This is a genomic window from Sulfitobacter sp. HGT1 (assembly GCF_013282155.1).
Lineage (GTDB): Bacteria > Pseudomonadota > Alphaproteobacteria > Rhodobacterales > Rhodobacteraceae > Sulfitobacter.
In genome coordinates this window covers 1-23,747 of the sequence record NZ_BLWI01000011.1, presented here as the reverse complement: position 1 = coordinate 23,747, position 23,747 = coordinate 1, and the positions used below count along the sequence as shown (strand labels likewise).

Sequence of the window (23,747 nt, the reverse complement as noted above, 5' to 3'; positions counted from 1 at the left end):
GCCCATGGTCAGCCAGACGGTAAGATGCGGTAATTCGGGGAGTATCCAGTGGAATTTGACTATATCATCGTGGGGGGCGGCACTGCAGGCTGTGTTCTGGCCAACCGGCTTTCTGCCAACCCCAAGACCCGCGTGCTGCTGCTTGAGGCGGGAAAAGACGATAATTATCACTGGGTACATGTGCCGATCGGGTATTTGTACTGTATCGGCAACCCTCGCACCGACTGGATGATGAAAACGGCGGCAGAGCCGGGTTTGAACGGGCGGTCTTTGTCTTATCCACGGGGCAAATTGCTGGGCGGCTGTAGTTCTGTGAATGGCATGATTTATATGCGCGGGCAGGCTGCGGATTACGACGGCTGGCGGCAGATGGGCAATGTGGGCTGGGGCTGGGATGATGTCCTGCCCTATTTCCTGAAAAGCGAAGACCACCATGATGAGGCCAAGCCATTGCACAGCTCTGGTGGTGAATGGAAAGTATCGCGGCAACGGTTGCGGTGGGACGTTCTGGAAGCGGTTCAGGAAGGCGCGAAAGAGTTCGGCATAGAGCCTACGTTAGACTTTAATTCAGGCACAAACGAGGGATCAGGCTTTTTCGAGGTGAACCAGAAGAATGGCGTGCGCTGGAACACATCCAAGGCATTCCTGCGCCCTGTGATGCAGCGGAAAAACCTAAAGGTCATGACGCAGTCCCATACACGGCGGGTGATTTTGGATGGCAAGCGCGCAACGGGGGTGGAGTTCGAGCATAATGGCGGGGTCGTAAAGGCCACTGCGGCGGCAGAGGTTATTTTGGCAGCCGGCGCGATCAATTCGCCCAAGCTGTTGGAGCTTTCGGGCATTGGGCAGGCTGACCGCTTGTCAGATTTGGGAATAACGCCGCTGCACGAGCTGCAAGGGGTCGGTGAAAACCTGCAAGACCACCTGCAAATCAGAACCGTATTCAAAGTTACCGGTGCAAAAACCCTGAACGAGGTGGTCAATAGCCTTTGGGGGAAGGCCAAGATCGGGATGCAATACGCGCTTACCCAAAGCGGGCCGTTGTCGATGGCCCCCAGCCAGTTCGGGATGTTCACCAAAAGCGACCCGAGCCTTGAGACGCCTGATCTGGAATATCACGTCCAACCCTTGTCGACGGACAAGCTGGGCGATCCTTTGCATCCGTTTCCGGCGATCACGGTGTCGGTGTGCAACCTGCGCCCGGATTCGGTTGGCGCGACGCATATCGACAGCACCGATATCAACCGGCAGCCTGATATTCGCCTGAATTACCTAAGCACAGAACGGGACCGGATGGTCGCCGTTCAATCCATCAAGCAAGCGCGGCAATTGATGACTGCGCAGGCGCTGGAAAAATACCAACCGGAAGAAATGTTGCCCGGCACACATATCGCGACAGATGATGAATTGCTGCGTGAAGCCGGAAATATCGCCACGACGATCTTTCACCCTGTTGGCACATGCAAGATGGGCAGCGATGACCGCGCCGTTGTTGATACGGAATTGCGGGTGCATGGGATTGAGGGGTTGAGGGTGGTTGATGCGTCGATCATGCCGAAAATCGTATCGGGCAACACCGCGTCGCCTGTTATCATGATCGCGGAACGTGCAGCTGATATGATATTGTCGAAATCGCGCTAGGCGTTTTGGGCTGATTAGAGACGGCTATAGGCTCTGATACGGGGTTTTGGCGACTATTATCAGCGGGCAAAAATGCTGTCTTTGTGCTGGGCCAGATAAATGCGAAGCCATGGGGTGAATTTTTCCGGCTCATCGCGGGTCTGCTGGGCGAGGTCGTCCAGATCGACCCAGGCGGTGTCCATGACCTCGCCCGGGTTTGGATGAATGCTGGTAAAGGCGATTGCTTCGGCTGTGTAGATATCGACCAGTTCATGTTCGATCAGACCGTTGCCGACATCAGCGCGGTATTCGATCTGGTCGCGATGTATCAGGCGCAGGCCGCTGATCCCCAGTTCTTCGTCCAGACGGCGATTGGCGCAGGCCAAAGCGGGTTCGTCCCAAAAAGGGTGCGTGCAACAGGCATTCGCCCAAAGCCCCGGTGTATGATATTTTGACAATGCGCGGCGCTGGATCAACGTTTCGTTTTCACGCATGACAAAGACCGAAATCGCTTTGTGACGCAGCCCGCGTTGGTGCACCTCCAGCTTTTCAACGGGGGTCAGCGCCCCGCCAACCCATGCCGGGATCATCATGCTCATGTCGTTTTCCGAGTGATTTGGCGGATTCGAATTGCCAATGTCCTGATCCTAGTTTCGATACGCGGCGGTCGCCGCGGCCTCGTGGGCCTGTTTTAAATATAGTTCCTGATTTCCGCTTTTGTATATCTAACACAGCAGGGTGGTGAATATACAATTTCGCGGCGGATCAATGCCTGTCGCTTAAGCCGTCACGAGACCCCGCCAAGCGACAGCGTGGTTTCGATCTGTTCATCCGTGTAGCCCAATCCCGCGAGGAGTTCGCGCGTGTGGGTCTGCCCGTTGGACATTTCAGGCGGGGTTGTTTCGATCGAGGAATAGCGCGGTGCAGGGGTCGGTTGGCGAACACCGCCAGCTGTTACAAAGGTATCCCGGCTGCGGTTATGGGGGTGATCCGGCGCTTCGGTCAGGGACAGGATCGGGGCATAGCAGGCATCAGAGCCAACCATGATACCATCCCATTCGTCACGGGTTTTCGCGGCGATCACCTTGGCCAGTTTGTCGCGCATGTCGTCCCATTTTTGCGGATCATTTTGCGCAACCATATCAGGATCACCGGCAAGGCCGGTCAGTTCCAGCATCTTCGCATAAAACTGCGGTTCAATCGGACCAAGAGAGATGAATTTGCCGTCGCGGGTTTCGTAGACGTCATAGAAATGCGCACCGGTGTCCAACATGTTGACCCCGCGTTCATCCTTCCACCAGCGTTGGCCATGAAAGCTGTAGATCATCGACATCAGCAAGGCAGACCCGTCGGTCATGGCAGCGTCGATTACCGTGCCGGTGCCACCCCGTTGGACGTTCAAAAGCGCAGATACCATGCCAAAGGCCAGCATCATCGCACCACCGCCGAAATCGCCCATCATATTGATCGGCGGCGTGGGCTTTTCCCCTTTGCGGCCAAAGGCATGAAGGGCACCAGACAGTGCGATGTAGTTGATGTCGTGACCGGCCATCTGGGCATAGGGGCCGGTCTGGCCCCAGCCTGTCATGCGGCCGTATACCAATTTCGGGTTCAGGTTCAGCATGTCGTCGGGGCCAAGGCCAAGCCGTTCCATGACACCGGGGCGGAACCCTTCGATCAGGCCGTCTGCGGTCGCGATCAGATCGCGCAGAACCGCCTTGCCGCTGTCGGTTTTCATATCAATCGCGATACGTTTGCGGGACCGCAGCAAGATGTCGGTGCTGGCGTCGCTTTCGGGGCCGCCCTGAGTGCCACCGGGGCGTTCAATACGGATCACTTCGGCCCCGTGATCGGCAAGCATCATGCAGGCAAAAGGGCCGGGGCCAAGACCCGCAAATTCGATGACGCGCAAACCGTCGAGTGGACCGGGCATGGGGGTTCTCCTATTCGAAATTAGCTTTGCGTTTCTGCAAGAAGGCGGTGACGCCCTCGGTAAAGTGTGGATGTTTTCCGGCTGAGGCCTGGGCATCGCGTTCTTCATCCAGTTGCGTCTCAAAGCTGCCATCGCCCGCTTGCCACAAAAGCTTGCGCATCAGGCCAAGCGCGTGGGTCGGCCCCTTGGCCAAGCGCGTTGCGTAGTCTCGGGCGGTGGCCATGACGGCGTCATCCTCGACAACTTTGGTGATCATGCCCCAGTCGAACGCCTGTTGCGCAGGGAGCTTTTCACCCAGAAGGGCCAGTTCGGCGGCACGCACACGCCCGACATTGCGCACCAGCATCCACGTGGCACCCCCATCGGGCACCAAGCCGATATGGCAAAATGCCTCGAGGAAATAGCTGTTCTTGCCAGCGACGATGATGTCACCCGCCATTGCGATTGACGCGCCGATGCCCGCGGCGGGGCCGTTTATGGCTGTGATCAGGGGCACATCCAGATTGCGGATCGTCATCATCATAGGGTTATAGGCCAGACCCAGCGATGATCCTGCGTCGATATCGCCGGGTTTCGCGGTTGGGCTGGCATGCAAATTCGCACCGGAGCAGAACGCGCGGGAGGAGCCGGTAAGGATAATCACCCGGCTGGTTTTGGCCGCGTTTTCCAATGCAGCGCTCAGCGATACCGCCAGATTTGGGGTCAAGGCGTTCAGGGTGGTTGGGTCGTCCAGCGCGATCGTCGTTACGCCGTCCGAGGTGTCGATTTTTAGGCCGTTTGTCATATATATCTCCCGATTTTGGGCAGCAAAGCATTGATCGCGGGGATAGGCAAACGGGTGTTTGCCGTTCGGCGGCCCAACGGGTCGTTAACGGGTTTCACGCAGCTTGGCCAAGAACCGATGCCCAAGCCATGGAGCCCAGTAATGTCAGATACTTCACCGATCCTGTCGATGCCCTATATCCAGCCCGCGCAAGCGCAAAAGCACGTGACCCACAACGAGGCCCTGCGGCTTTTGGATGTGGTTGTGCAGTTGGCGGTTGTGTCTGTGGATCACTCCGTTCCGCCCGCCACAGCGGTCGAGGGGGACCGCTATGTCGTGGCATCGAATGGTCAGGCGGAATGGGCGGGGCAAAGCGGAAATATCGCGGCTTTTATTGACACGAGCTGGCAGTTTTTTACGCCCCTTGCAGGGTGGACGGCGCAGGTGCTGGATACCAAAACCACAGTCGTTTTTGATGGCGCGGCTTGGGTCGCTGCTGTTTTGGATAATTTGCCGGGCCTTGGCATCGGGGCAAGCTTTGACAGCTATAACAAGTTGGTTGTGTCATCGGATGCGGTGTTGCTGAACAATGCCGGCGGCGGGCATCAGCTCAAGATTAACAAGGCATCCCAAGGTGATACAGCAAGTCTGTTGTTCCAGACAGGATATGGCGGGCGTGCTGAAATGGGCATCGCAGGCAGTGATGATTTCGCCCTGAAGGTCAGCGCGGATGGCGCGAGTTGGGTTGAAGCGTTGCGTGTTGATGCGGTGACGGGGCGCATTACGACTGCGATTGCAGGATGGCGCGAAGTGTTAACTGCGCCGCGCAATTATTTCGTTGACCCGGCATCGGGGAGTGACGCAAATGACGGCTTGTCAGCCGGTGCGGGTGCGTTTGCCACGCTCCCCAAGGCATTTGCGGCGGCGCAGGCAATTGATACCGGTGGCCACGATATCACCGTTCAGCTTGCGCACGGCACCTATGGTTTGGTGCAACCGATTGTGGTCGGGCGCGCGTTGGTCGGCGGCGGGCAGTTGATCGTCCAGGGGGATGTGGCGGCACCGGGGATGGTCGTCGTTGATGCCGTGGAACAGGCGTTTGCCATTTCTGCTGGTCAGGTTTTGCTGCGCGGCATCAAGGTGCAAAACGCGAGTGCCGTGGCGGCTGCATTATCTGTGACAGGTCAAGCGCATCTGATGGTCGATGCTGTTGTTTTCGGTGATGCCGGTGGGCATCTTGAGGGGGTCGCCGCCCGCCTGTCATTGGAAGGCGCGTGTTCGATCGACGGGAACGCCGGCTTTCACCTGCGTCTGACTGACGGGGCGCAGTTTAACGGGAACGGGCATAGTGTGACCTTGGCGGGGACGCCGGAATTTCTTGATGCGTTTTGCATCTGTACACACGCCAGTGTCGCGCGTTTTGCCGGGCAAAGCTTTGTTGGGAGCGCCCTTGGCGCAGGCTATGATCTGGCCGCGAATGGCGTCATCGACAGCGGTGGCGTGACCCTTCCGGGTGACAGTGCCGGGGTGGTGCAGACGGGCGGGATTTATCTGTGATGTCCAATCGATCAAATTCGCGGTGAATGCCATTAAGTTGCCACAGAGCACATAGGAGCGGTTAACGAAGCTTGCGCATTATCATCCCCAATGGATGTCTGGGGATTGGAATAAATGGAGTTCGAACACAAGGTAACATTGTCGGGCAGGCCAGATTTTTTTCTGACTGGGGTGACCGACATGGTTGTGTCCGACACGCCTTCGGGGGCGATCCTATACACGACCTCGCGCTTTGGAGGCGGTGATTTATTGGCCTACCGCATTGGTGCTGACGGGGGGCTGACACAGCTTGATAGCCGGGCGATTGCAGGTTCGACCCAATCGGGGTCGGTCAATAAACTGACCCTTGTTGGCGACAGCTTGTATCTGACCGGCGTTCAAAATGCAGCGTTGACGAAGATCGACCTTGCGGCGGATGGCACATTTTCAAACTTGGCGGCTGTGACTGGCGCGCCCTTGCCGCAGCAGATGCTGGGGGCCGAAGTCGCCGAAATTGACGGCCTGCCCTATTTATACGGTATCGCCCGTGGGTCCGATACTGTCGGGGTGTGGCGGATCAATGACAACGCATCTGTCACAATGGTTCAGGACGCGGGTGCGGGGGTATCATCGCAGGCGGCCCTGACCGGGCTGTGTATTGCCGATATTGGCGGATCGCCTATCCTTTTGGTCGGCTCTGCCTCTGAAAATGCGCTGATCAGCATGACGCTGGACAGCGCTGGCCGCCCGATAGAGGTGTCCAGGGTATCGGCCAATGATGGTGTGGGTATTGCCAGCCCCAGTGCGGTTTCGATTGTCACTGTCGGGGATCAGTCCTTTGGCGTGATGGCATCATCGGCCAGCGGTTCCCTTACCGTTGTGCGGTTGGGTGCAGATGGATCGATGCAGTTGACAGACCACCTGCTGGATACGCTGGACACCAGATTTGATGATGTATCGCATTTGCGAACAGTGGTGCACAACGACCGCGCCTATCTGGCGGCGGCGGGCGGGGATGATGGTGTATCGGTTTTTGAACTCTCCCCCGATGGGCGGTTGTTACACCTGAGCACGATCGTCGACGGGATAGACACCACCCTTGATGCGGTGTCGGCGCTAGGTTTTTCTGTGCAGAATGATGCCTTGCACCTTGTTGTCGCGTCAGGGGCCGAGGCAGGGCTAAGCGCCTTTACCCTCGATATCTCTGGCCGTGCTGCGCCGGTTTCGGGCACATCCACGGCCGAAGTTATGTCCGGCACCACCGCGGATGATTTCCTGATGGGGAATGCGGGGAATGACACGATTTCTGGGGGGGAGGGGGCCGATTTCTTGGTAGATGGCACCGGATCCGACCTGCTGACCGGCGGCGCGGGTGCTGACAGGTTCATCATGACGGCGGATGGGTCGTCGGACACAATCGGTGATTTCGACATTGCGCAAGATCAGCTTGATCTTTCGGGCTGGCCCCTTGTGCGCAACATACCGCAATCGGCGTTCCAGTCGACCAGTACCGGTGCCATTCTGACCCTTGGCCAAGAAAGCCTGACCGTTCAATCCGCGGATGGAAAGCCGATTTCATACGCGGAAATGATGCCCCGGATTACGTTGGGAACATCGTATATTCCGCAAAATCTGGTGCTGCCTGACGAACCGGACAGCGAAACGGCCCCTGCTATCCCTGTGCCGCAGAACCTGAGCGGCACCCCTGCGGCCGACACGTTAAATGGCGATGACGCAGCCGATATTATTCAGGGCCTTGCGTCCAATGATACCCTTTCGGGAATGGGTGGCAATGACACGATCAACGGGGACGAGGGCGATGATGACATTCTTGGCAACGCCGGCAGTGATGTTCTTGAGGGCGGTCTGGGGGCCGATCAGATTTGGGGAGGCATCGGTTGGGATACCCTGCGCGGCCAAGATGGTGACGATTTCATTTGGGGCGGGGACGGGTTTGATGCCATCGGCGGTGGCAGTGGCAACGATGTGATAAACGGGAATAATGGCGCTGACCGGCTTTATGGCGATGACGGCAATGATCAGCTGACAGGCGGGCTGAATTCTGACAGTCTGTGGGGCGGCAACGATCAGGACACGCTGGCAGGAAGCGCGGGTTCGGATGAGCTGTATGGCGGGAATGGCAATGACCGCCTGTACGGAAATGCAGGGGCGGACAAGCTGGAAGGCCAAAGCGGCAATGACTGGCTTGCTGGCGGGATCAACAACGACACGTTAGACGGCGGTGACGGTGATGACCGTTTGCAGGGCGATAACGGCTCCGACTTTCTGACCGGCGGGTCTGGGAATGACCTGCTCAAGGGCAACGCCGGCCATGATACATTGGATGGTGGGGATGGTGATGACCTGTTGGCCGGGGGGATTGGTGCGGACAGGTTCATTTTCACCTCCGGCCATGATCAGATTTTCGACTTTCAGAATGAAATTGATACGCTGGTTCTTGATTCGATGTTGTGGGGCGGCGGAACGCGCACCGTGTCGCAACTGTCTCAATATGCCAGCCTGACTGCCGAAGGATATGTTTCGCTGGATTTTGGGAATGGCAACATCCTTGATCTGCTGGATGTGGAATCCCTTGATATACTGGAGAATGATCTGGATTTGGTCTGATGTCTTGTCTTCTGGGTATGCCTCTGCCCGCTCAAAGCTCCATGATGTCACGGTGATATCTGCGCAGGAACACCAGCCCCAAGAAGCCAAGCAGACCTGAAAGCGCAAACACATAGGTCTGGTTTGCATAGACGGCATCATAGCTGTTGTAATAACCGGCGCGCATGGTCCCGATAATATGCACAAGCGGGTTGTACCAAAGCCAGTCCTGATAAGGGTGGGGAACGGCCTCCAGTGTGAAAATGACGCCGGAGACCAGCAAAAGAGGGCGGGTTAGAATGCTGTACACGCGCTGCCAGATCGGGAACATCGACATCAGAAAACAGTTGAACGTCCCGACCCCCAGCCCAAAGGCGGCGGTCATCGTGAAAGCGCTGATGATCTTTCCCCACTCAAGACTTGTTCGGGTTTCAAAGGCAATAATGATGCCTGAAAACACGATAATCCCCACAAGGAGCTGCGTCAGAAGGTTGAGAATGAACCGGCCCGCGATTGCATCGACGAAAGTGACCCGCGGGTAGGAGAGCAGTTGTTTCGAATAGTTGATCGCCTGCGCTGTCTTGGTGCTAAGGTCATTGAACATCAAAAAAGGCAGCAGGCCAGTTGCATAAAACATCGCAAAATTTGTGCCCAGCAGGGGGCTGCGAAACCCGATTGAAAAAATCACCGACAGCAGCGCGATGCCAAGAACAGGTTCCGCCAAGGCCCAGAGGTACCCGCCGGGGGACCGACCGTAGCTTGTTGTCATTTCTCGCAAAATGAGCGCGCAGATCGTTCGTGCGGTCATAAAGCGCTGGGGGCTGCGGACCCTGCGCAATGGGCGCGCTACCGTGACGGGATCGACGATCATCAGGCGGTCCCGGTTGGGGGAAGCGTTGATTGAAACCCGCCATCCCATTGATCGGGTACCAGATCGCCAAAGCGTTCCTGAACGAAAGCATATTGCGGGGCAAAGGCATCAAAAAGCCCTGCGCGAACATCCTTGGGCATAACCGCCTTTGTGCCCGGATTAATATGCGTGTCTGGGTCTGCCGCGATCTTTCTGATCCCCAAAAACCCGCAAAGGCGATCCATCGAAGCAGGTTTGAACAGATCCTCGTAAAACAGGTACTTGATCCGGTCGGATGGGATCGCGGCCTCTAACTCATTAATAGTGCGCCGGTAATCCGCTCTTTCGATCTTGGTCAATCGCCCGGTTGAAATCAGATGTTGCGCGCGGGCAATGCAGGCATCCTGAAAACAGGGGGGCGGCGGATTGGTCGTTTTGATCGCCATTCTGATCTGTGACCACATCCGGTCAATCGGGTCGCGCAGGATAAAGATGAATTTGGCAGACCCGATCTGCCCCATTTGCGCGAAAACCTCGCGATCCAGAACCGCATAGGCTGGCGTGATATCACATACGACAGGTTGGCCGTCATACTGATCCAGCAAATAATCAAGATAGGCCGAGTGGTCGTCAGCCTGAGAAGTATAAATATCCAAAAGATCGGTGAGGTCGCGCAGCTGTTGCAGGTTGGCGCGGTTTCGGGGGCCCAACTGTGGGACCAATCGTTGCGCCAAGGTCTGGGCCGCGTGAATACGGATGTCGAACACCTGTCTCGCCTTGCCGGCAATCACATCGAAATAATGCAGTTCCTTGTTCCGCGAGAAATATACCTCATCGCTTTGTCGCAAAGCGTCGTAAAGCCAGGTCGTCCCTGCCTTTTGGGCACCAATGCAAAAAACCATCGTGGCCGTTGATGGAAAGGAATAATCAGGCATGAATGAAACCTTGTCCAAACGCGTGGGGTCAGGGTTTCATGTTGTACTCGTGCAGTTCTATCGCTTCGTTAATATCGTCAAAGTAAATCAACTGACCTTTCTCAAGAACCGCACCCGCGCTGCACATCTCGCGCAGTAACCCGATGGAATGGCTTACAAAAATCGCCCCGGCACGCGACATTCTATCGGCAAAGACGGCTTTGCTTTTGCGTTTGAACGCGGCGTCGCCAACGGCGGTAATTTCATCAATCAGATAGGTATCAAAGGTCAGCCCCATCGACACACCAAAGGCAAGGCGGGACCGCATCCCCGATGAATACGAGCGGATTGGCGCATGGAATTGGGGGCCAAGTTCGGCAAAATCCGCGACATAATCCATAAGGGCGTCACTGTTGGCACCGTATATGCGCGCAACAAATCTGGTGTTTTGCGCGCCAGTCATATCGGGGTGAAAGGACCCGGCAAAGCCAACCGGAAACGACACATTACCATCGCTCAACACTTCGCCGGATGTCGGGTCGGCCGTGCCCGCAATCATCCGCAACAATGTAGATTTTCCTGCCCCGTTGCGCCCTAACAGCCCCACGGAAACTTGGCCGGGAAAGGCTGCATTTATCCGATCGGCGACAAGTTTTCGGGTGCCGTTCACATGATAGGATTTTGTCAGATTGCGCAAAAGGATCATGGCGAAATCTAGCGCCGATCCCTTAAGGAATAGCCAATCATCACAAGAATTGCCCAGATCAGAAAGCTGAATAATGCAACCAGCGCCATGGTGAGCAGCCGGTCGGGGCGCATAGATTTTTCAGCCAGGGTCGGTTTGACATGCGCGGCAAGGTAACGGGTCTGGCGGCGCGATTCCGCGACTGCGGCGTCATAAGAGGCCAGCGCCGCAGTATAGGATTGTTCGGCAAAATCGCGGTCAACCGACAGGCTCTCGAACTCTCCTACCAGATCGGCGAAACCGCTGTCAGCCGTGCCGTTGCCACTGCCGATCCCCAGTTTCGCACGCTCTTGCTTCAGCCGTTCTTCGATCACGGCCTGACGCCGCTCTGCCTGCTTGGTGCGGGGGTCTTTTGCCGTGCTGGTCTGTCGGAGCATATCAATATCAATCAGCGTTTCGGCCAGTTGCGTTTCCAGCGAAGACAGCAGCCCCGTCTGGATTTGCAATGTCGCATCGGGCGATACCACCTGATTGAGATTGCGGAACCTCGTCACCTCGGATCGGGCAATTTTCAGCCGTTGAACGGCGGTCTCCAGCTCTTCGCGGGCATGGCGTGTTGCGTCTTCTCTCGCGATATCGGACAGCTGGTTGATCATCCGGCTGCTTTCTTCATAGATCAACCGCGCGATGTCTTGGGCGTCTTGTGGGGTAAACGCCTGCACTTCCAGATCAATCAGACCGGTGCTGCCATCGCTATAGACATCGACCATGCGCGCCCAATAGTCGGTCAGATCCTCGATCGTGCCCGGGGGGTGATAGCTGAAAACCGGGTCGATTTCCGGATCGGCCTTTGACCAAAGACTGCGCAGATCAAGCGCCTCGTCCACGGTGCGCACCAGATCCTGGCTTTGGATAAACTCGTACAGAATATCTTCATCGGAAGACCCGGATCCAGACAGCTCTGCAACGCCGCCCAACAGTTCAATCGCCGAACTGGTATCTTCGGTACGAACAGAAAACCCGGCAACCGACACAAAGCGGTCTGCTGCGCGTTCCCACAAATACCAAGCCGACACGAGGTTTGTGCCCAAGACGCAGATCACAAAACTCAGGAAAACCGCACGGTGGCGCGGTTTGATACGGGCATCCCGCACAGGGGGGGCAACCGGATGGTGCGTTTGCCGCAAGGCGGGCAGATTACCCTGCGCAAGGATCAAATCTGTTTGCTGCACTTTCGCGGCGATCTCGGCCTTTTTGGCACTGCGCTGTTTTTCAATTCGCGCCAGGGCGGTCTCTCTCTCCCTCATCTTTAGCGCCTTGCGGATGTCATGGGTCAATTTGCGCGTGCGGGCAGGCGTGCCATCGGGCAGCGGATCTGTGTGTGCCATATCCTAAACCCGATCACTGAATATTAAGCGGTCTGTGTTTTTTGTTGGCCTGTAAACGAGTGGTGTAAGGGGTGAATTGTTTTGAAATCGCCGCATGTTCATATCTTGCTTTGTACGATGAATGGCGCGCCGTTTATCGGGGCGCAGCTGAATTCCATTCTTGCCCAAACCCATCGGGAATGGAGCCTTTGGATCAGCGATGATGGTTCGACCGATCAGACCGTCGAATGCGTCAAAAGGTTTATCGCAGACCACCCCGATCGTAATATCCGTTTGATTTGCGGACCCGGTCAGGGATGCGCGCAAAATTTCATGACAATGTTGGGGCACTCTGAATTGGACGGTGCTTGGATCGCCTTTGCCGATCAGGATGATGTTTGGTTGCCCCATAAACTGGCGCGTGCGGTTGATATGATCTGGCGCGGGACAGGTGCTGAAATCTATTCGAGCCGCAGTATCTATACCGATGCCAGCCTGAACACAGTTGGCATATCTACCGATTTCCAGCGGCCGTTCGCATTCGGGAATGCCTTGGTGCAGAATGTTTTGCGCGGCAATACCCTTGTGATACCGCCCGACGTCACCGATTTTTTGCGCAGTGCCTTGCCTTTTGCGTTGAATGCGGGTGTCCCGTTTCATGATTGGTGGGTGTATCAAACTGCGACTGGGGCCGGTTTTGATATCATCCATGATGCGAGGCCCGGCCTTTTTTACCGTCAGCATGGCGGTAATCTTCTTGGGTGTAGTCAGGCACATGCGGGGCGCCGGGCGATGGCAGTGATCCAGCATGTATTTGCGGGTTGGGTCGACCGAAACCTGAATGTACTGACCGGTCTTTCGCCCGTTCTGACCCGCCGAAATCGCCGCGTTTTGTTCGATTTTGCGGATTGGCGGGCGCAGCCGGCGATCAACTGGCGGCCATCCCCGCAATCGCTTGGTGTCTACCGGCAAACTCTGGCTGGTGATTTGGCCCTGCGCATATTGGCGCGATTGGGAAAGCTGTGAACGGCTCATCCGTGCAAAACTCCTTGATGGCGCAGACGTCGCATCAACTCGATATCCTTGACGGCAAAACCCGTCAGCTTTTCACGATTGGCATCACTTTCGATTTTCTCAAGCAGTTGGGGCCAGCGTTTCGTGCCCTCTGCTTGCGGCCCCGCGTTGACCCGCTTTTCTGCGACTGAAATGCGCGCCCCCGTAAGGCGGGCAATATCCGCTTCAAGCAGGGTTAGCCGTTCGATGGGGTATATGCGGTCCAGCAGGTCTGCCTGCTTTTGGGCCATCTCAATCAGATCATTGGGGTGAAGTTTTGCGACGTCGCTTGCCCCGCGGATTTTCCGGGTCGCGAAATACGTGCAATAGAAGTTGTCGTAGTGATCAAGAATGAACTGCTGCCAATTGGCAGCACCGCCAAAGAAATAATCATCAACCGTCCGTTCCCTGATGTTCCTAAGGCCGGTGTGCGCGGGTTCGTTCAGCGTCGCCGGGGGCAGCGCCAACGACTTGTGATGCAGATAGAAGTAAAATGACGCGATACGTTCAAACGGATCCCGCAGTATCGTGAAAACGAACCGGTCTCCTTGCACTTGATCAAGATGTTCCCAATCCAGATGCCCGGAATATAGCGTGTATCCGGGAGGAAACTGCCCGTTTTGCTCCGCTTGAGTGTGCACGCGGACCGGCGATGTCTGGCCTGGCCCCACGATACGTGAAAGTTCCGAGTGCACCGTTTGCCCGGCGGTTTTAGGGATATGAAGGAATACGATTTTCCTCACGCTGGAATGCCATTTCGCAGGTCGACTGGGTCAGGCTGATAGGGGGCCGTTCCGGCAAGCATATGATGAATGCCCTTGCAAAATTCGGTCGGGTCTGACGGATCAAGGTGGTCCATTTGCCACGGCGCAAATCGCCACCATTGGCTGCGCAACATCGGAGTAATGAGCGAGGCGGGCAGTCGCATTTTTTTGATGCTGGCAGGGTTTCCCGCGACCACGGAAAATGCTGGAACGTCGCGTGTGACAACGGCGTGGGCACCAATAATCGCGCCATCGCCAATCGTCACGCCAGCGGCAATATATGCGCCATGGCCGATCCAAACATCATTGCCGATTGTCGTGATTTTGACCTTGGTTGGTGGCCCTTTGAAGGTAAATTTATAGTTGTGGTAATGTTCGGCCGCCGCAAAACCATCTGCAAGATCAAACAGTTCATCCCCCAAATAAAAGGCCGGGCTGGTGGATGCCCAATGCGTCGGATGGTTCTGCCGACCGATTTGCACACCTTCGCCAAATGAACAGTACCGTCCAATCCGTGCGGCAAAACAATATCCCGAAACCTGATAAGAAAAGGCACCAAGCTCGATCGAATGTTCGTACTGGGTCCACTTCAGGCTTGCGGGCGCTTCGATGATCGTATGCTGCGGCAAGTTCACAGCAGAACCGCCGCGGTTCAACACCTCTACACCGACAGCCTGTAGCTTTTTGATGGGGACAGACATGGGGCTCATTACGCAGCATTCCGGTGCGGGTGAAGGTATCTGTGGAAATGCTCGATCAGGTTTTTGTGCTGAAGGCCGCCTTGCGAAAATTCAATCGGAAACCCGTTCTTGGCCTGCCTGACTGCGGCCCCTTGCGCACCAAGGTCAAAGGCGTGGACAGGCAGACCCGTTGCCAACGCTTCATGGGTCGTAAAGGAAAATGTCTCCGGCCAGATTGACGGAATAAGCCAGTCGGTCACCCCGTATCGTGCACAAATATGCGTAAGGTTTTCAATCCGGTAGCTGCCATGAACGGGCACGGAAGGCGGAATGGGAAAACTGTTGTCAAAGTTGCCGATAATGACGAGGCCGATGTCGTTTTTCTCAAAATTCCGGGCGAGATCCTTGATGATCCCTGCGCCTTTCTGAAGGCCAATGTCCCCTAGAATCGCAACGACCCGCCGCGACCCGACTGGGCGTGCAGGGATGATCGGGACATCTTGCAACAGTCGGTGAGGGCGAATTGAAATTTTTTCCGAAATGCCCGGATATACGGATTTCACAATCTCTGCGCTGCTGGGCGAAAAGACGATGATGTCTTTTGCAGTTTCCAAAATCATGGACCAGGCGTTTTGCCAGTCTTTAAGTGTTTGCGATGGAAGGGAGCCCGCAGGTTTGACGCCATCAGTGTTCAAGGCTGGGGGCACGCCGTGATAGATGCCTGTATCATCCAGTAGCGTATAGGATGGAGATATGGGGAAGTAATCGTGAAAGAGAACTTCGATCGTGTGGCGACCGTTGTTGCTGAGCTTGAAAAGCGCACCGGGTAAATCGATGGGATCATGGTCACCGACGCCGCAGGAATAGACGATGCGACGGCGCGAGATCGGTGCCAGCATCTGCAACACGTAATCCAGGCTGTTGGTGTTGCCGGATATGGTTCCATCAGGGGTTACAAGTTCGATCTGCCACCGCTGTTTGCCCCCCACCCGCAGCACCACAGCAGACCGGTCAAGGGTGTGGTGTTTCGTGGCGATCCTTTTTGCAAGATAGGCATCTGCGCCGCCCCCCATACTGTGCGCGAGATATATGGAAACCGGATAGTTGTCTTGTGCCCCCACCCAAGCGAGCGCGAGCGCCAGTCTGGTGGACCGTAGCGGGTCAGATTGAACAAAGTGTTGAACGTCGCGGTCGAAATCCGGATATCTTTGGCGAATTTTCTTATTATTTTCAGCAATAAGGCGCTGCTTTTCCTCATTTCCGAAACTCTGACCGCCGCGGTGTTCAACGAACAGGTTATTCGCGCTTAGATGCAGGCCGCCCAAATCGCGGACCCGCTGGCACCAGTCGACTTCTTCGCCATAGCCACGCCCGAAAGCCGTATCGAAATTGGGGACTTTCCAAAGATACGCAAGATTCATCGCCATGCAGAATCCGACCCCTGTTGGCATCGCGATTTGTTCAGCCGTCGGGTTCAGGGATGCTGCCGTTTTGTCAATAAGATCCCCTTGCCCTGTGGTTAATTCTTGTGGATGGCAGATCAGCGGGGCCGAAAAAATCTCGGCGTCGTTGGACATGGGGGTCACCGTTGCGACGTTCTTGCGTGCAAAAAGGGGCCCAATCAACCGGGCCGCCCAGTTGACCGGAACAAACGCGTCAGAGTTCAGCAAGACCACAGGGTCATACCAAAGCAAGGCCTTTTCAAACCCTTTGTTAACACTTCGGATGAACCCAAGGTTCTCCTTGTTTTCTATAAGGATAACCTGATCGGAATGCCCGTTTTCCCAACTTCTGAGGAAGGGGCGGACGCGGATATCTGTCGAGGCATCTTCGATCAGGATGAGCCGCCATGGCAGTTCGGTGTGGTTTTTGACCCGTTCAAGGGCGTCTTGCAGTAGCTCAAACGCGTTGAAAACAGGCATAATGATCGTGATACGGCTGTCTGGTCGCAGCTGTGGCAGTTTGTCGGGAATGCGAAAAAGATCGGGATCCAATTCGCGCGATTGCGGCAGCGCGGTAAGCTGCAAACCCTGTTTGATGCGCCCGCGGTATTTGGGGTTGCTGGTCGCCAGCCATCCAATCCCAGGGGGGATTTGCGTAAAAATCGCAACAAGAAAGGCATAGAGAACCTGCAGGCGAACCAGGTGCAGATGGTCCAAGGGCAGTGTCATCGCGATCGTTGGCTGGTCTGGTCCAACGCTATGAAATTCCAGCCCAAAGCGCGCGATTTCAGTCAATTTCAAGGGCCCCAACGGCACGGTGATATCGAAACCAAGATGTGCATCAAAACCATAAGCCTGCGCGACATCATCGCGGCGCAAACCGGGCTGAACGCTGGCCTTGATGCCGTTCATATGCAGAACAATTTCATCGGCGCGTGACCAGCCAGCCAGCCGGATATGCCCCTTGTCCAAGGTTATGACGTCCAGCGCGCCAATAACCCGCCCATCGGAACCAGTAAGCGCCTGCGGTTTCCCCTGCGCTTTCAGGTGCGCAGCGGTGTATCGGGCAAAAAGAGCGGCGAGCTGTTTATACAAAATCAGTCTTTTCGATTCTAAGTTCTTTAGATTGGATGTCAGATCTGCACGCCTTTGCTTAAGGGGAGGTTAAATTGAAAAGATCGATTTTTTCGGGAGAACCGCCGGGCCGCTTGTCGATAGACCCACCATGAGAAGGCTGGATATAGTCGATAACGGATTGAATAATCAGGTGGATATTGATGCATCCGCCGAGCTGGGCAAAGGATTCCAGATACGGATTTTTGGCCGAAACAATCACCTTCTGATTGGTGCGAATACGATCCTTGGCACCGGAATGATCGAGATCAGAAACAGCGAAAGCTCGATCAAAATCGGCGAGGATTGTGTGCTGAACGGGAGTTTTCGATGCCGTGCCGGGCAGACCCATCTTAGGGTTGGCGATAAAACCACGATGATGATGGCGCATATTTCACTGCATGAGGCGGGCAAAATAACGCTTGGGGACAACTGCATGTTGTCGGGCGATATCACAATGGATGTGAGCGATATGCACTCGATTTTAGACGTTCAATCAGGTGAACGGCTAAATCCACCGCGTGATATCGTGATCGGTGACCATGTGTGGCTGGCGCATGGCGTGCGGATCATGAAGGGCGCGCAGATCGGGCAGGATTGCATTATCGGTAGCCGCGCTATGGTGTTTGGTGAAATTCCTGCGAATTCGCTTGCAGTCGGGTCGCCAGCGCGGGTGGTGCGGAGCGGCGTTACATGGGATCGCAGGCGGATACCGAAGTCAAACGGGGCCGAGATTGAGCGCGCCGTGATCTGATACCTGTTATCCATGATCCAGACCTAGATAGGCACCGACATTTCCAACAACGACGTCTTCAGCGACGATTTCAAGGCTGCGCTCGATGCGATCGAATTGGGGGCACCTTGCCGGAAACCCGCAGCATTTGCGTGAAGATGCGGCCGCAATCTGGGGGACGGTGAAGAAGTTTCTTGCAGAGTAAGAGGTAGAATATTGGGCTTTCGGGACAAACCTGTCATTCGGTTCACGACCCGCACCCAGCCCAGCTTCGCAGTTCCAGTACCCCCAACGACAGACAGGGGCGGCATGCTCCGGTTGTACCTGCTGAATTGAGCAGGTTTTTAACTGCGCCAATTCTCCACGTCACGCGCCACCTTGTCGAGAAGACATAGCAGATCAGTCTGTTCCTGCTTTGACAGGACGCCCAGCATCTTTTGTTCGGCTTGTGCGAACCGCGTCATGATCTTGTCATGCATAACGCGCCCTTCGGGCGTGATCCGCAATACCTGTCGCCGGGTGTCGTCCGTGTCGCGCGTGCGGGCCAGGTAGCCCTTCTTTTCCAGCGAGGCGACGCCGCGGCTGACTGTGTTCGACGGCTGTTCCGTCACCTCGCAAATGTCGCGGGCATGCACGTCGTCGCGAAAGCTCAGGCACATCAGCACGGTCAGTTCCGGGCGGATGATGCCAAAGTCCTTCTCCATCTGCCGCAGGATCGGTTCCCGCCAGAAGTTGGTCAGGAAGGCCAGCCGGTAGCCGATGCCAAAGGGCGTCGCGTCAAGAATGTCAATTAGCTTCATAATGCGATCATAGCCTAAAAAAAAGATTGCTCCAGATGGAAATATATTGTTCCATGTGGAACTAACTGGGAGGAGAGACACATGGGCAAGACGCTGGAGCGCCTGTCCCTGACCGCGCTTGGCGCATGCATGGTGGGCATGATGGGCGTCATCGTGGTGCAGGTGGCCTGCAGTGCGCTCGACGTGAATCCGGTGGTTGCGTTCGACCGCGCTTGGGCACTGGTGGGCACTGCGATCACGTTGAATTCGCTGCTGGATCTGCAATGGCACCTGCTGGTCATCACCGGGCTTTTGCCGGCCGGGCTGGTTTGGCTGACAGACAGTCATGTACGTGTCGATTTCCTGTACCAGACCCTTGGCTCGCGCACGCAGACGCAGATCAATCTGGCCGGAAACCTGCTTTTTGCCGCGCCCTTTCTGGCGCTGGCGCTGCCCGCCGCGTGGAACTTCACCGCGCGGGCCTGGCGCGCCGACGAAGGGTCAAGCAACGGCGGACTGGCCGACCTGTGGCTGATAAAGGCGATGTTGCCGCTCGGACTGGCGCTGCTGGCGGTGGCTGTGCTGGTGGAAACCTGGCGCTTGCTGCGGGGTGTGCGCTGATGGACATGGTGCTTCCGCTTGCCATGGCCGCCCTGACGCTTGCGGGGATCATGGCCGGATACCGCGTCGGCATGGTGCTGGCGGGATCGGCCGCGCTGTTCATCCTTGTGTCTGATCTGCCCACCGCGTTTTTCAACCTGCTGGTCAGCCGGATTTACGCCAACGTCCTGTCGAACTGGCTGCTGGTGGCGATCCCGATGTTCATTTTCATGGGGCTGATCCTGGAAATGTCCGGCGCGGCGGAACGGTCTCTGCGTGCGGCGCAGCGCGCCTTGGGCGGCAGCGCCGCGGGCATGGGCATTTCGGTGCTGGTGATCGGCGTATTGCTGGCGGCTTCTTCGGGAATCGTGGGCGCTTCGGTCGTGCTGCTGGCGATGCTGGCACTGCCAAGGTTGCAGGAGGCGGGGTTCGACAAGCCCACCTCGGCGGGGCTGATCGCGGCCTCCGGCACGCTGGCGATCCTGATCCCGCCCTCGATCATGCTGATCGTGTTGGGTGACCAGTTGCAGACCCCGGTGCCTCAGATGTTCGCCGGAGCCATGGGGCCGGGGCTGCTGCTGGTGACGGTTTACGGTGCCTTCGTGATCTGGAAAGCACGCGGGCTGCCCGCCCTGCCGCGCAGCGACCGCCCCTCGCCCTTGCGCTTGCTGTTCGATCTCGGGCCGTTGCTGGCGCTGGTGATCACGGTCCTCGGCTCCATCGTCGCGGGCCTGGCCACCCCGACCGAGGCCAGTGGGCTGGGTGCCTTCGGCGCGCTGCTGATCACCGTGATCTATCGCAAGTTCAGCACCAATATGCTGATGAATGCCGCGCGCCAGACTGTCGTCACCACGGCGCTGGTGCTGTTCGTGATGATCGGGGCGACATGCTTTTCTGCGGTGTTCAAGGGCATCGGCGGCGATGACATGGTATCGGCGGCGATCACCGCCTTTGGCACCGACCCCTATACGGTTCTGGCGGTGGTCATGGTGGCCATCTTCGTTCTTGGGTTTGTGCTGGACTGGTTGGAAATCACGCTGATCCTGCTGCCGATCTTTGCCCCCGTGGTGGCGGGCCTTGATTTCGGCAACGGGCTGGCCGGGCAGGACACAAAAATCTGGTTCGGCATCCTCGTGGCAGTCAACCTGCAGACCTCGTTTCTGACCCCGCCGTTCGGCTTTTCGCTGTTCTACCTGCGCGGGGCGGCAGGAAACGCGCTGACGACCCCGCAGATCTATCGCGGCGTGCTGCCCTTCATCGGTTTGCAAGTGCTGGTGCTGGTGCTGCTGATCCTATTTCCCCGGCTGATCACCGGGTTCACATCATGACCAAAATGACCATCATGAAAGGGAGGAACCTCATGAAAAAGACAATGCTGATGGCCGCGCTGGCGGCCCTGACGGCCACCGCTGCGGTGGCGGACAAATATACATTGCAAAGCGCCTTTCCCGGCCTGCCCGTACTGGACCCGACGGCGAAACGCTTTGTCCAGAATGTAGGAACCCTGACCGGCGGCGAGGTTGCCTTCGACTACCTTCTCGCGGGGGAACTGTCGCCTCCGGGCGAGATATTCGACAACGTCAGCGCGGGTGCGATCGACGCGGGCTGGTCCTTTGCGGCCTATGCGGCGGGCAAGGAACCGGCGGCGGCGCTGTTCGGCTCGGTGCCATTTGGCGGTGATCCGCTGTCCTATATCAGTTGGCTGAACCATGGTGGCGGGCTGGAGCTTTGGCGCGAAATTTACGCGCCCTACAACCTTGTCCCCATGGCCTGCGGGGTGATCCTGTCCGAGGCGGGCGGCTGGTACACGAGGGAAATCAACACCCCCGAGGACATCCAGGGCCTGAACATCCGCATCGGCGGCCTGGGGGGCACGATCCTGGGCAAGCTGGGTGCCAACGCCATGAGCCTGCCTGCGGGCGAAATCTCGACCTCGCTGGAAACCGGTCGGCTGGACGCGACCGAGCTCAGCTTTCCGCTGGTCGACAAGCTGATGGGCTTTGATGCCGTGGCCAAGAACTATTACTTCCCCGGCTGGCATCAGCCCGCCGGTTTCATCGAATTCTACATGAACAAGGACAAGTGGGAGGCGCTGACCGACGCGCAGCGCACCGCGATCGAAGTGTCCTGCGCCGATGCGGACCTTTACGCCATGGGCGTCGCCGCCGGTGCCCAAGGCGAGGCGCTGGAGGAGTTCCGCGCCAATGGCGTGAATGTGCAGCGGTTCCCTGACAGCGTTTTGGACGCGCTTCGCAAGGCTGCGGACGAGGTCTATGCCGAGGAATCCGCCAAGAACGCGATGTTCAAGCGGGTCATCGACAGCTACCGCGCCTATGCCGCCAGCTACAACGAGTATCAGGCCTTGTCGGACCTGAACTGACCCCAACGACCCCTGCGGCGCGCGCGTGCCGCAGGGACAGAACCGGAGGGTTTCAGTGTCCCAGACTCCACCTTATCTTTTGCGCGATTTCGGGTCTTATACCGCGGGCGGGCGTATCGCAGAGGTCACCACGGGGACGCCGCGTCAGGTGAATTTCACCCGCACCGCGTCGCTCGAGGTCGACCCGCGCGGCCATTTCGCCATCGAACACGCCTATGTGCAGTATTTCATCCCCCAAGCCCGCAATGATGCGCCGCCGGTGGTGCTGCTGCACGGCGGTGGCATGTCCGGCAGTTGCTGGGACAAGACCCCGGACGGTCGCCCCGGCTGGCTGCAGCTGTTGCTGGCGCAGGGCTACGAGGTGCATGTGGTCGACAACGCAGAACGTGGCCGCGCGGGCTTTGCCCCAGGTCATTGGCAAGGTGAGCCGTTGTTGCGCAGCATGGAGGAGGCCTGGACCCTGTTCCGCATCGGCCCGCGCGAGGGGTTCACGTCCCGCACGCCGTTTGAAGGGCAGCAATTTCCTGTGGCGCAGTTCGACAGCTTCGCCCGCTGGTTCGTGCCGCGTTGGTTGACCACCTCGGGCGTGCAGACCGATGCCCTGCTGGCTGTTCTGGACCGCACCGGCCCCGCCACCGTAATCTGCCACAGCCAAGGGGCCGAGATTGCGTTTGACGCGCATCGCCGCAACCCGTCCGGGTTTGCCGCGCTCATCGCGCTCGAGCCATCGGGCTATCCCGAAGATCCTACCGAATTGCACGGCACGCCGACCCGCATCCTTGCCGGAGACTATCTGGAGGCGGATCAAGCCTGGATCGCACGCCGCGCCGCCTGGCGCGCACTGGCGTCAGGTGACAGCGTTGCGTTTATCGAGGCACCAGATATCGGCACCGGCAACAGCCACATGCTGATGTGTGACAGGAATGCGCACGAAATCCTCGACCTCGCGCTGGCCCTCTGATCTGCACGGAAAAAGGCATGACGCAGACCTTGATCGCCCCGAGCCCCTGAAGCGCAACAAGAGTGGCGCAAGCGGCCGTTGAGGATGGCGACCTTCCACCCGACAGCTTCCGATTGGCCCTATCGTGATCAACCGGGCACCCGCGGCTCCTTTGCGAAGTGGAGGGAAGACCCCCTGATGGTTGGGCCCGAATATCTCTGGCCCAGACGTTTTCACGAGCGCCTTGACACCTCACCGCGCCAAAACGGTCGGGTTATCAGGGATCGGGTTGGTAGTGACGGCTTATGGTGCGCATTGAATGCGGCGGACAAAGGCCACCCAGATATACAAGAAAGGCGGGCAACCTGCGCGCCGTACATTTCTTGCAGCGGCGCGGCCCGCGAGGCCGGCCATTCGCTGCAACGGCCACATCCGGCTGAGGGTGAACCTACAGTGTGCGGTCTTTCCAGCAGGATGCGACTGCTGCGTAGAACCGTGGGATAGACATATGCCCGAGACCCCAGTGGCATAGCACATTTCCCCGAACCGGCCCTTTGTCTTTCCGAACTGGCAAGGTACTACAACCTGCCCATTTCCAATGTCGGCGTCACCTCTCCTTCACCCGGCAAATTGGTGCATTAGCCGAGCAGGAAGCGCCAAGCATGGTGTCGATACGTCGGCGCATACTGCCATCGCGCATGGTCCAACAAGGTGGTGCAAATTGCGAGACGCGCTTCCCGCCCCAATGTCGCGAATGTCCGTCAATACAACCAAGCAACGGCTTGGGGCCCGCTCTCTTCTAAGGCGGACCCACCAAAATAGGCTGGCGTATTACGTTTCCCGCGAACTAACGCTGATCCATATCTAAGACACCATAACCGACATTAGATCGGAAGAGCACCCGTCGAAACTACAGTCACCAGATCATCTCGTATGCCGTCTTATGCTTGAACTAAATAAGCAATTGATAATGTAAATGAGTGGTTGT

General features: G+C 57.2%; 21 protein-coding genes. 9 read left to right on the top strand and 12 right to left on the bottom strand.

Features of this window, described 5'->3' with window-relative positions; genetic code table 11:
- Positions 1-48 precede the first annotated feature (48 nt).
- On the top strand, positions 49-1,641 hold the full coding sequence (locus HGT1_RS12325; RefSeq protein WP_176250255.1) for a GMC family oxidoreductase: 1,593 nt from the start codon (positions 49-51) through the stop codon (positions 1,639-1,641).
- Between the two features lie 59 nt (positions 1,642-1,700).
- Here HGT1_RS12325 and idi read toward each other — a convergent pair whose 3' ends face one another.
- From idi to HGT1_RS12310, 3 genes are all read right to left on the bottom strand, one after another.
- Positions 1,701-2,219, bottom strand: a complete 519-nt coding sequence (gene idi / locus HGT1_RS12320) for an isopentenyl-diphosphate Delta-isomerase (RefSeq protein WP_176250254.1) — start codon at positions 2,217-2,219, stop codon at positions 1,701-1,703.
- A gap of 188 nt (positions 2,220-2,407) precedes the next feature.
- Positions 2,408-3,553: a CaiB/BaiF CoA-transferase family protein gene (locus tag HGT1_RS12315; protein ID WP_176250253.1), complete on the bottom strand. Its 1,146-nt coding sequence runs from the start codon at positions 3,551-3,553 to the stop codon at positions 2,408-2,410.
- Positions 3,554-3,563: 10 nt separating this feature from the next.
- On the bottom strand, positions 3,564-4,337 hold the full coding sequence (locus HGT1_RS12310; protein WP_176250252.1) for an enoyl-CoA hydratase-related protein: 774 nt from the start codon (positions 4,335-4,337) through the stop codon (positions 3,564-3,566).
- Between the two features lie 141 nt (positions 4,338-4,478).
- On the opposite strand from HGT1_RS12310, the gene HGT1_RS12305 reads away from it, so the two are divergent.
- The gene (locus tag HGT1_RS12305; RefSeq protein WP_176250251.1) at positions 4,479-5,873 is read left to right on the top strand and encodes a DUF2793 domain-containing protein; all 1,395 of its coding nucleotides are present in this window, start codon (positions 4,479-4,481) and stop codon (positions 5,871-5,873) included.
- Positions 5,874-5,987: 114 nt separating this feature from the next.
- On the top strand, positions 5,988-8,480 hold the full coding sequence (locus HGT1_RS12300) for a calcium-binding protein (protein WP_176250250.1): 2,493 nt from the start codon (positions 5,988-5,990) through the stop codon (positions 8,478-8,480).
- A gap of 31 nt (positions 8,481-8,511) precedes the next feature.
- Here HGT1_RS12300 and HGT1_RS12295 read toward each other — a convergent pair whose 3' ends face one another.
- From HGT1_RS12295 to HGT1_RS12280, 4 genes are read right to left on the bottom strand one after another with little or no spacing between them, the layout of a single operon-like run.
- Complete coding sequence (locus HGT1_RS12295; protein WP_176250249.1) at positions 8,512-9,330, bottom strand: ABC transporter permease; 819 nt, start codon at positions 9,328-9,330, stop codon at positions 8,512-8,514.
- Complete coding sequence (locus HGT1_RS12290; RefSeq protein ID WP_176250248.1) at positions 9,330-10,244, bottom strand: sulfotransferase; 915 nt, start codon at positions 10,242-10,244, stop codon at positions 9,330-9,332. The genes HGT1_RS12295 and HGT1_RS12290 overlap by 1 nt, the downstream gene beginning before the upstream one ends.
- Before the next feature lie 28 nt (positions 10,245-10,272).
- A complete protein-coding gene (locus HGT1_RS12285; protein ID WP_176250247.1) occupies positions 10,273-10,929 on the bottom strand; it encodes an ABC transporter ATP-binding protein in 657 nt (218 codons plus the stop codon).
- Between the two features lie 8 nt (positions 10,930-10,937).
- On the bottom strand, positions 10,938-12,296 hold the full coding sequence (locus HGT1_RS12280; RefSeq protein ID WP_176250246.1) for a capsule biosynthesis protein: 1,359 nt from the start codon (positions 12,294-12,296) through the stop codon (positions 10,938-10,940).
- Positions 12,297-12,413: 117 nt separating this feature from the next.
- Here HGT1_RS12280 and HGT1_RS12275 point away from each other — a divergent pair, with 117 nt between their 5' ends.
- The gene (locus HGT1_RS12275; RefSeq protein WP_255200202.1) at positions 12,414-13,301 is read left to right on the top strand and encodes a glycosyltransferase; all 888 of its coding nucleotides are present in this window, start codon (positions 12,414-12,416) and stop codon (positions 13,299-13,301) included.
- Positions 13,302-13,306: 5 nt separating this feature from the next.
- Here the strand turns inward: HGT1_RS12275 and HGT1_RS12270 are convergent, their stop codons facing one another.
- From HGT1_RS12270 to HGT1_RS18335, 4 genes are read right to left on the bottom strand one after another with little or no spacing between them, the layout of a single operon-like run.
- Positions 13,307-14,071, bottom strand: coding sequence for a sulfotransferase family 2 domain-containing protein (locus HGT1_RS12270; protein ID WP_176250244.1), 765 nt, complete (start codon positions 14,069-14,071; stop codon positions 13,307-13,309).
- Positions 14,068-14,793 carry a CatB-related O-acetyltransferase gene (locus HGT1_RS12265; protein ID WP_303396417.1) on the bottom strand — a complete coding sequence of 242 codons (726 nt, stop codon included), beginning with the start codon at positions 14,791-14,793 and terminating at the stop codon, positions 14,068-14,070. Before HGT1_RS12265 ends, HGT1_RS12270 begins: the two co-directional genes overlap by 4 nt.
- A gap of 8 nt (positions 14,794-14,801) precedes the next feature.
- Entirely contained in the window at positions 14,802-17,309 is a 2,508-nt protein-coding gene (locus HGT1_RS12260; RefSeq protein WP_176250242.1) for a glycosyltransferase, read from the bottom strand.
- A 58-nt stretch (positions 17,310-17,367) separates the two neighbouring features.
- Positions 17,368-17,718: a hypothetical protein gene (locus HGT1_RS18335; protein ID WP_255200188.1), complete on the bottom strand. Its 351-nt coding sequence runs from the start codon at positions 17,716-17,718 to the stop codon at positions 17,368-17,370.
- An 81-nt stretch (positions 17,719-17,799) separates the two neighbouring features.
- Here HGT1_RS18335 and HGT1_RS18330 point away from each other — a divergent pair, with 81 nt between their 5' ends.
- Positions 17,800-18,081: a hypothetical protein gene (locus HGT1_RS18330; RefSeq protein ID WP_255200187.1), complete on the top strand. Its 282-nt coding sequence runs from the start codon at positions 17,800-17,802 to the stop codon at positions 18,079-18,081.
- Between the two features lie 323 nt (positions 18,082-18,404).
- On the opposite strand, the gene HGT1_RS12250 is transcribed toward HGT1_RS18330, so the two are convergent.
- Positions 18,405-18,860, bottom strand: coding sequence for a MarR family winged helix-turn-helix transcriptional regulator (locus HGT1_RS12250; RefSeq protein WP_176250240.1), 456 nt, complete (start codon positions 18,858-18,860; stop codon positions 18,405-18,407).
- A gap of 81 nt (positions 18,861-18,941) precedes the next feature.
- On the opposite strand from HGT1_RS12250, the gene HGT1_RS12245 reads away from it, so the two are divergent.
- From HGT1_RS12245 to HGT1_RS12230, 4 genes are read left to right on the top strand one after another with little or no spacing between them, the layout of a single operon-like run.
- Positions 18,942-19,460, top strand: coding sequence for a TRAP transporter small permease subunit (locus HGT1_RS12245; protein WP_176250239.1), 519 nt, complete (start codon positions 18,942-18,944; stop codon positions 19,458-19,460).
- Positions 19,460-20,767 (top strand): TRAP transporter large permease subunit, encoded by a 1,308-nt coding sequence (locus HGT1_RS12240; RefSeq protein WP_255200186.1) that lies wholly within the window; start codon positions 19,460-19,462, stop codon positions 20,765-20,767. The genes HGT1_RS12245 and HGT1_RS12240 overlap by 1 nt, the downstream gene beginning before the upstream one ends.
- A 32-nt stretch (positions 20,768-20,799) precedes the next feature.
- Positions 20,800-21,819: a TRAP transporter substrate-binding protein gene (locus HGT1_RS12235; RefSeq protein ID WP_255200185.1), complete on the top strand. Its 1,020-nt coding sequence runs from the start codon at positions 20,800-20,802 to the stop codon at positions 21,817-21,819.
- A gap of 55 nt (positions 21,820-21,874) precedes the next feature.
- Positions 21,875-22,780, top strand: a complete 906-nt coding sequence (locus HGT1_RS12230) for an alpha/beta fold hydrolase (protein WP_176250238.1) — start codon at positions 21,875-21,877, stop codon at positions 22,778-22,780.
- Positions 22,781-23,747 lie beyond the last annotated feature (967 nt).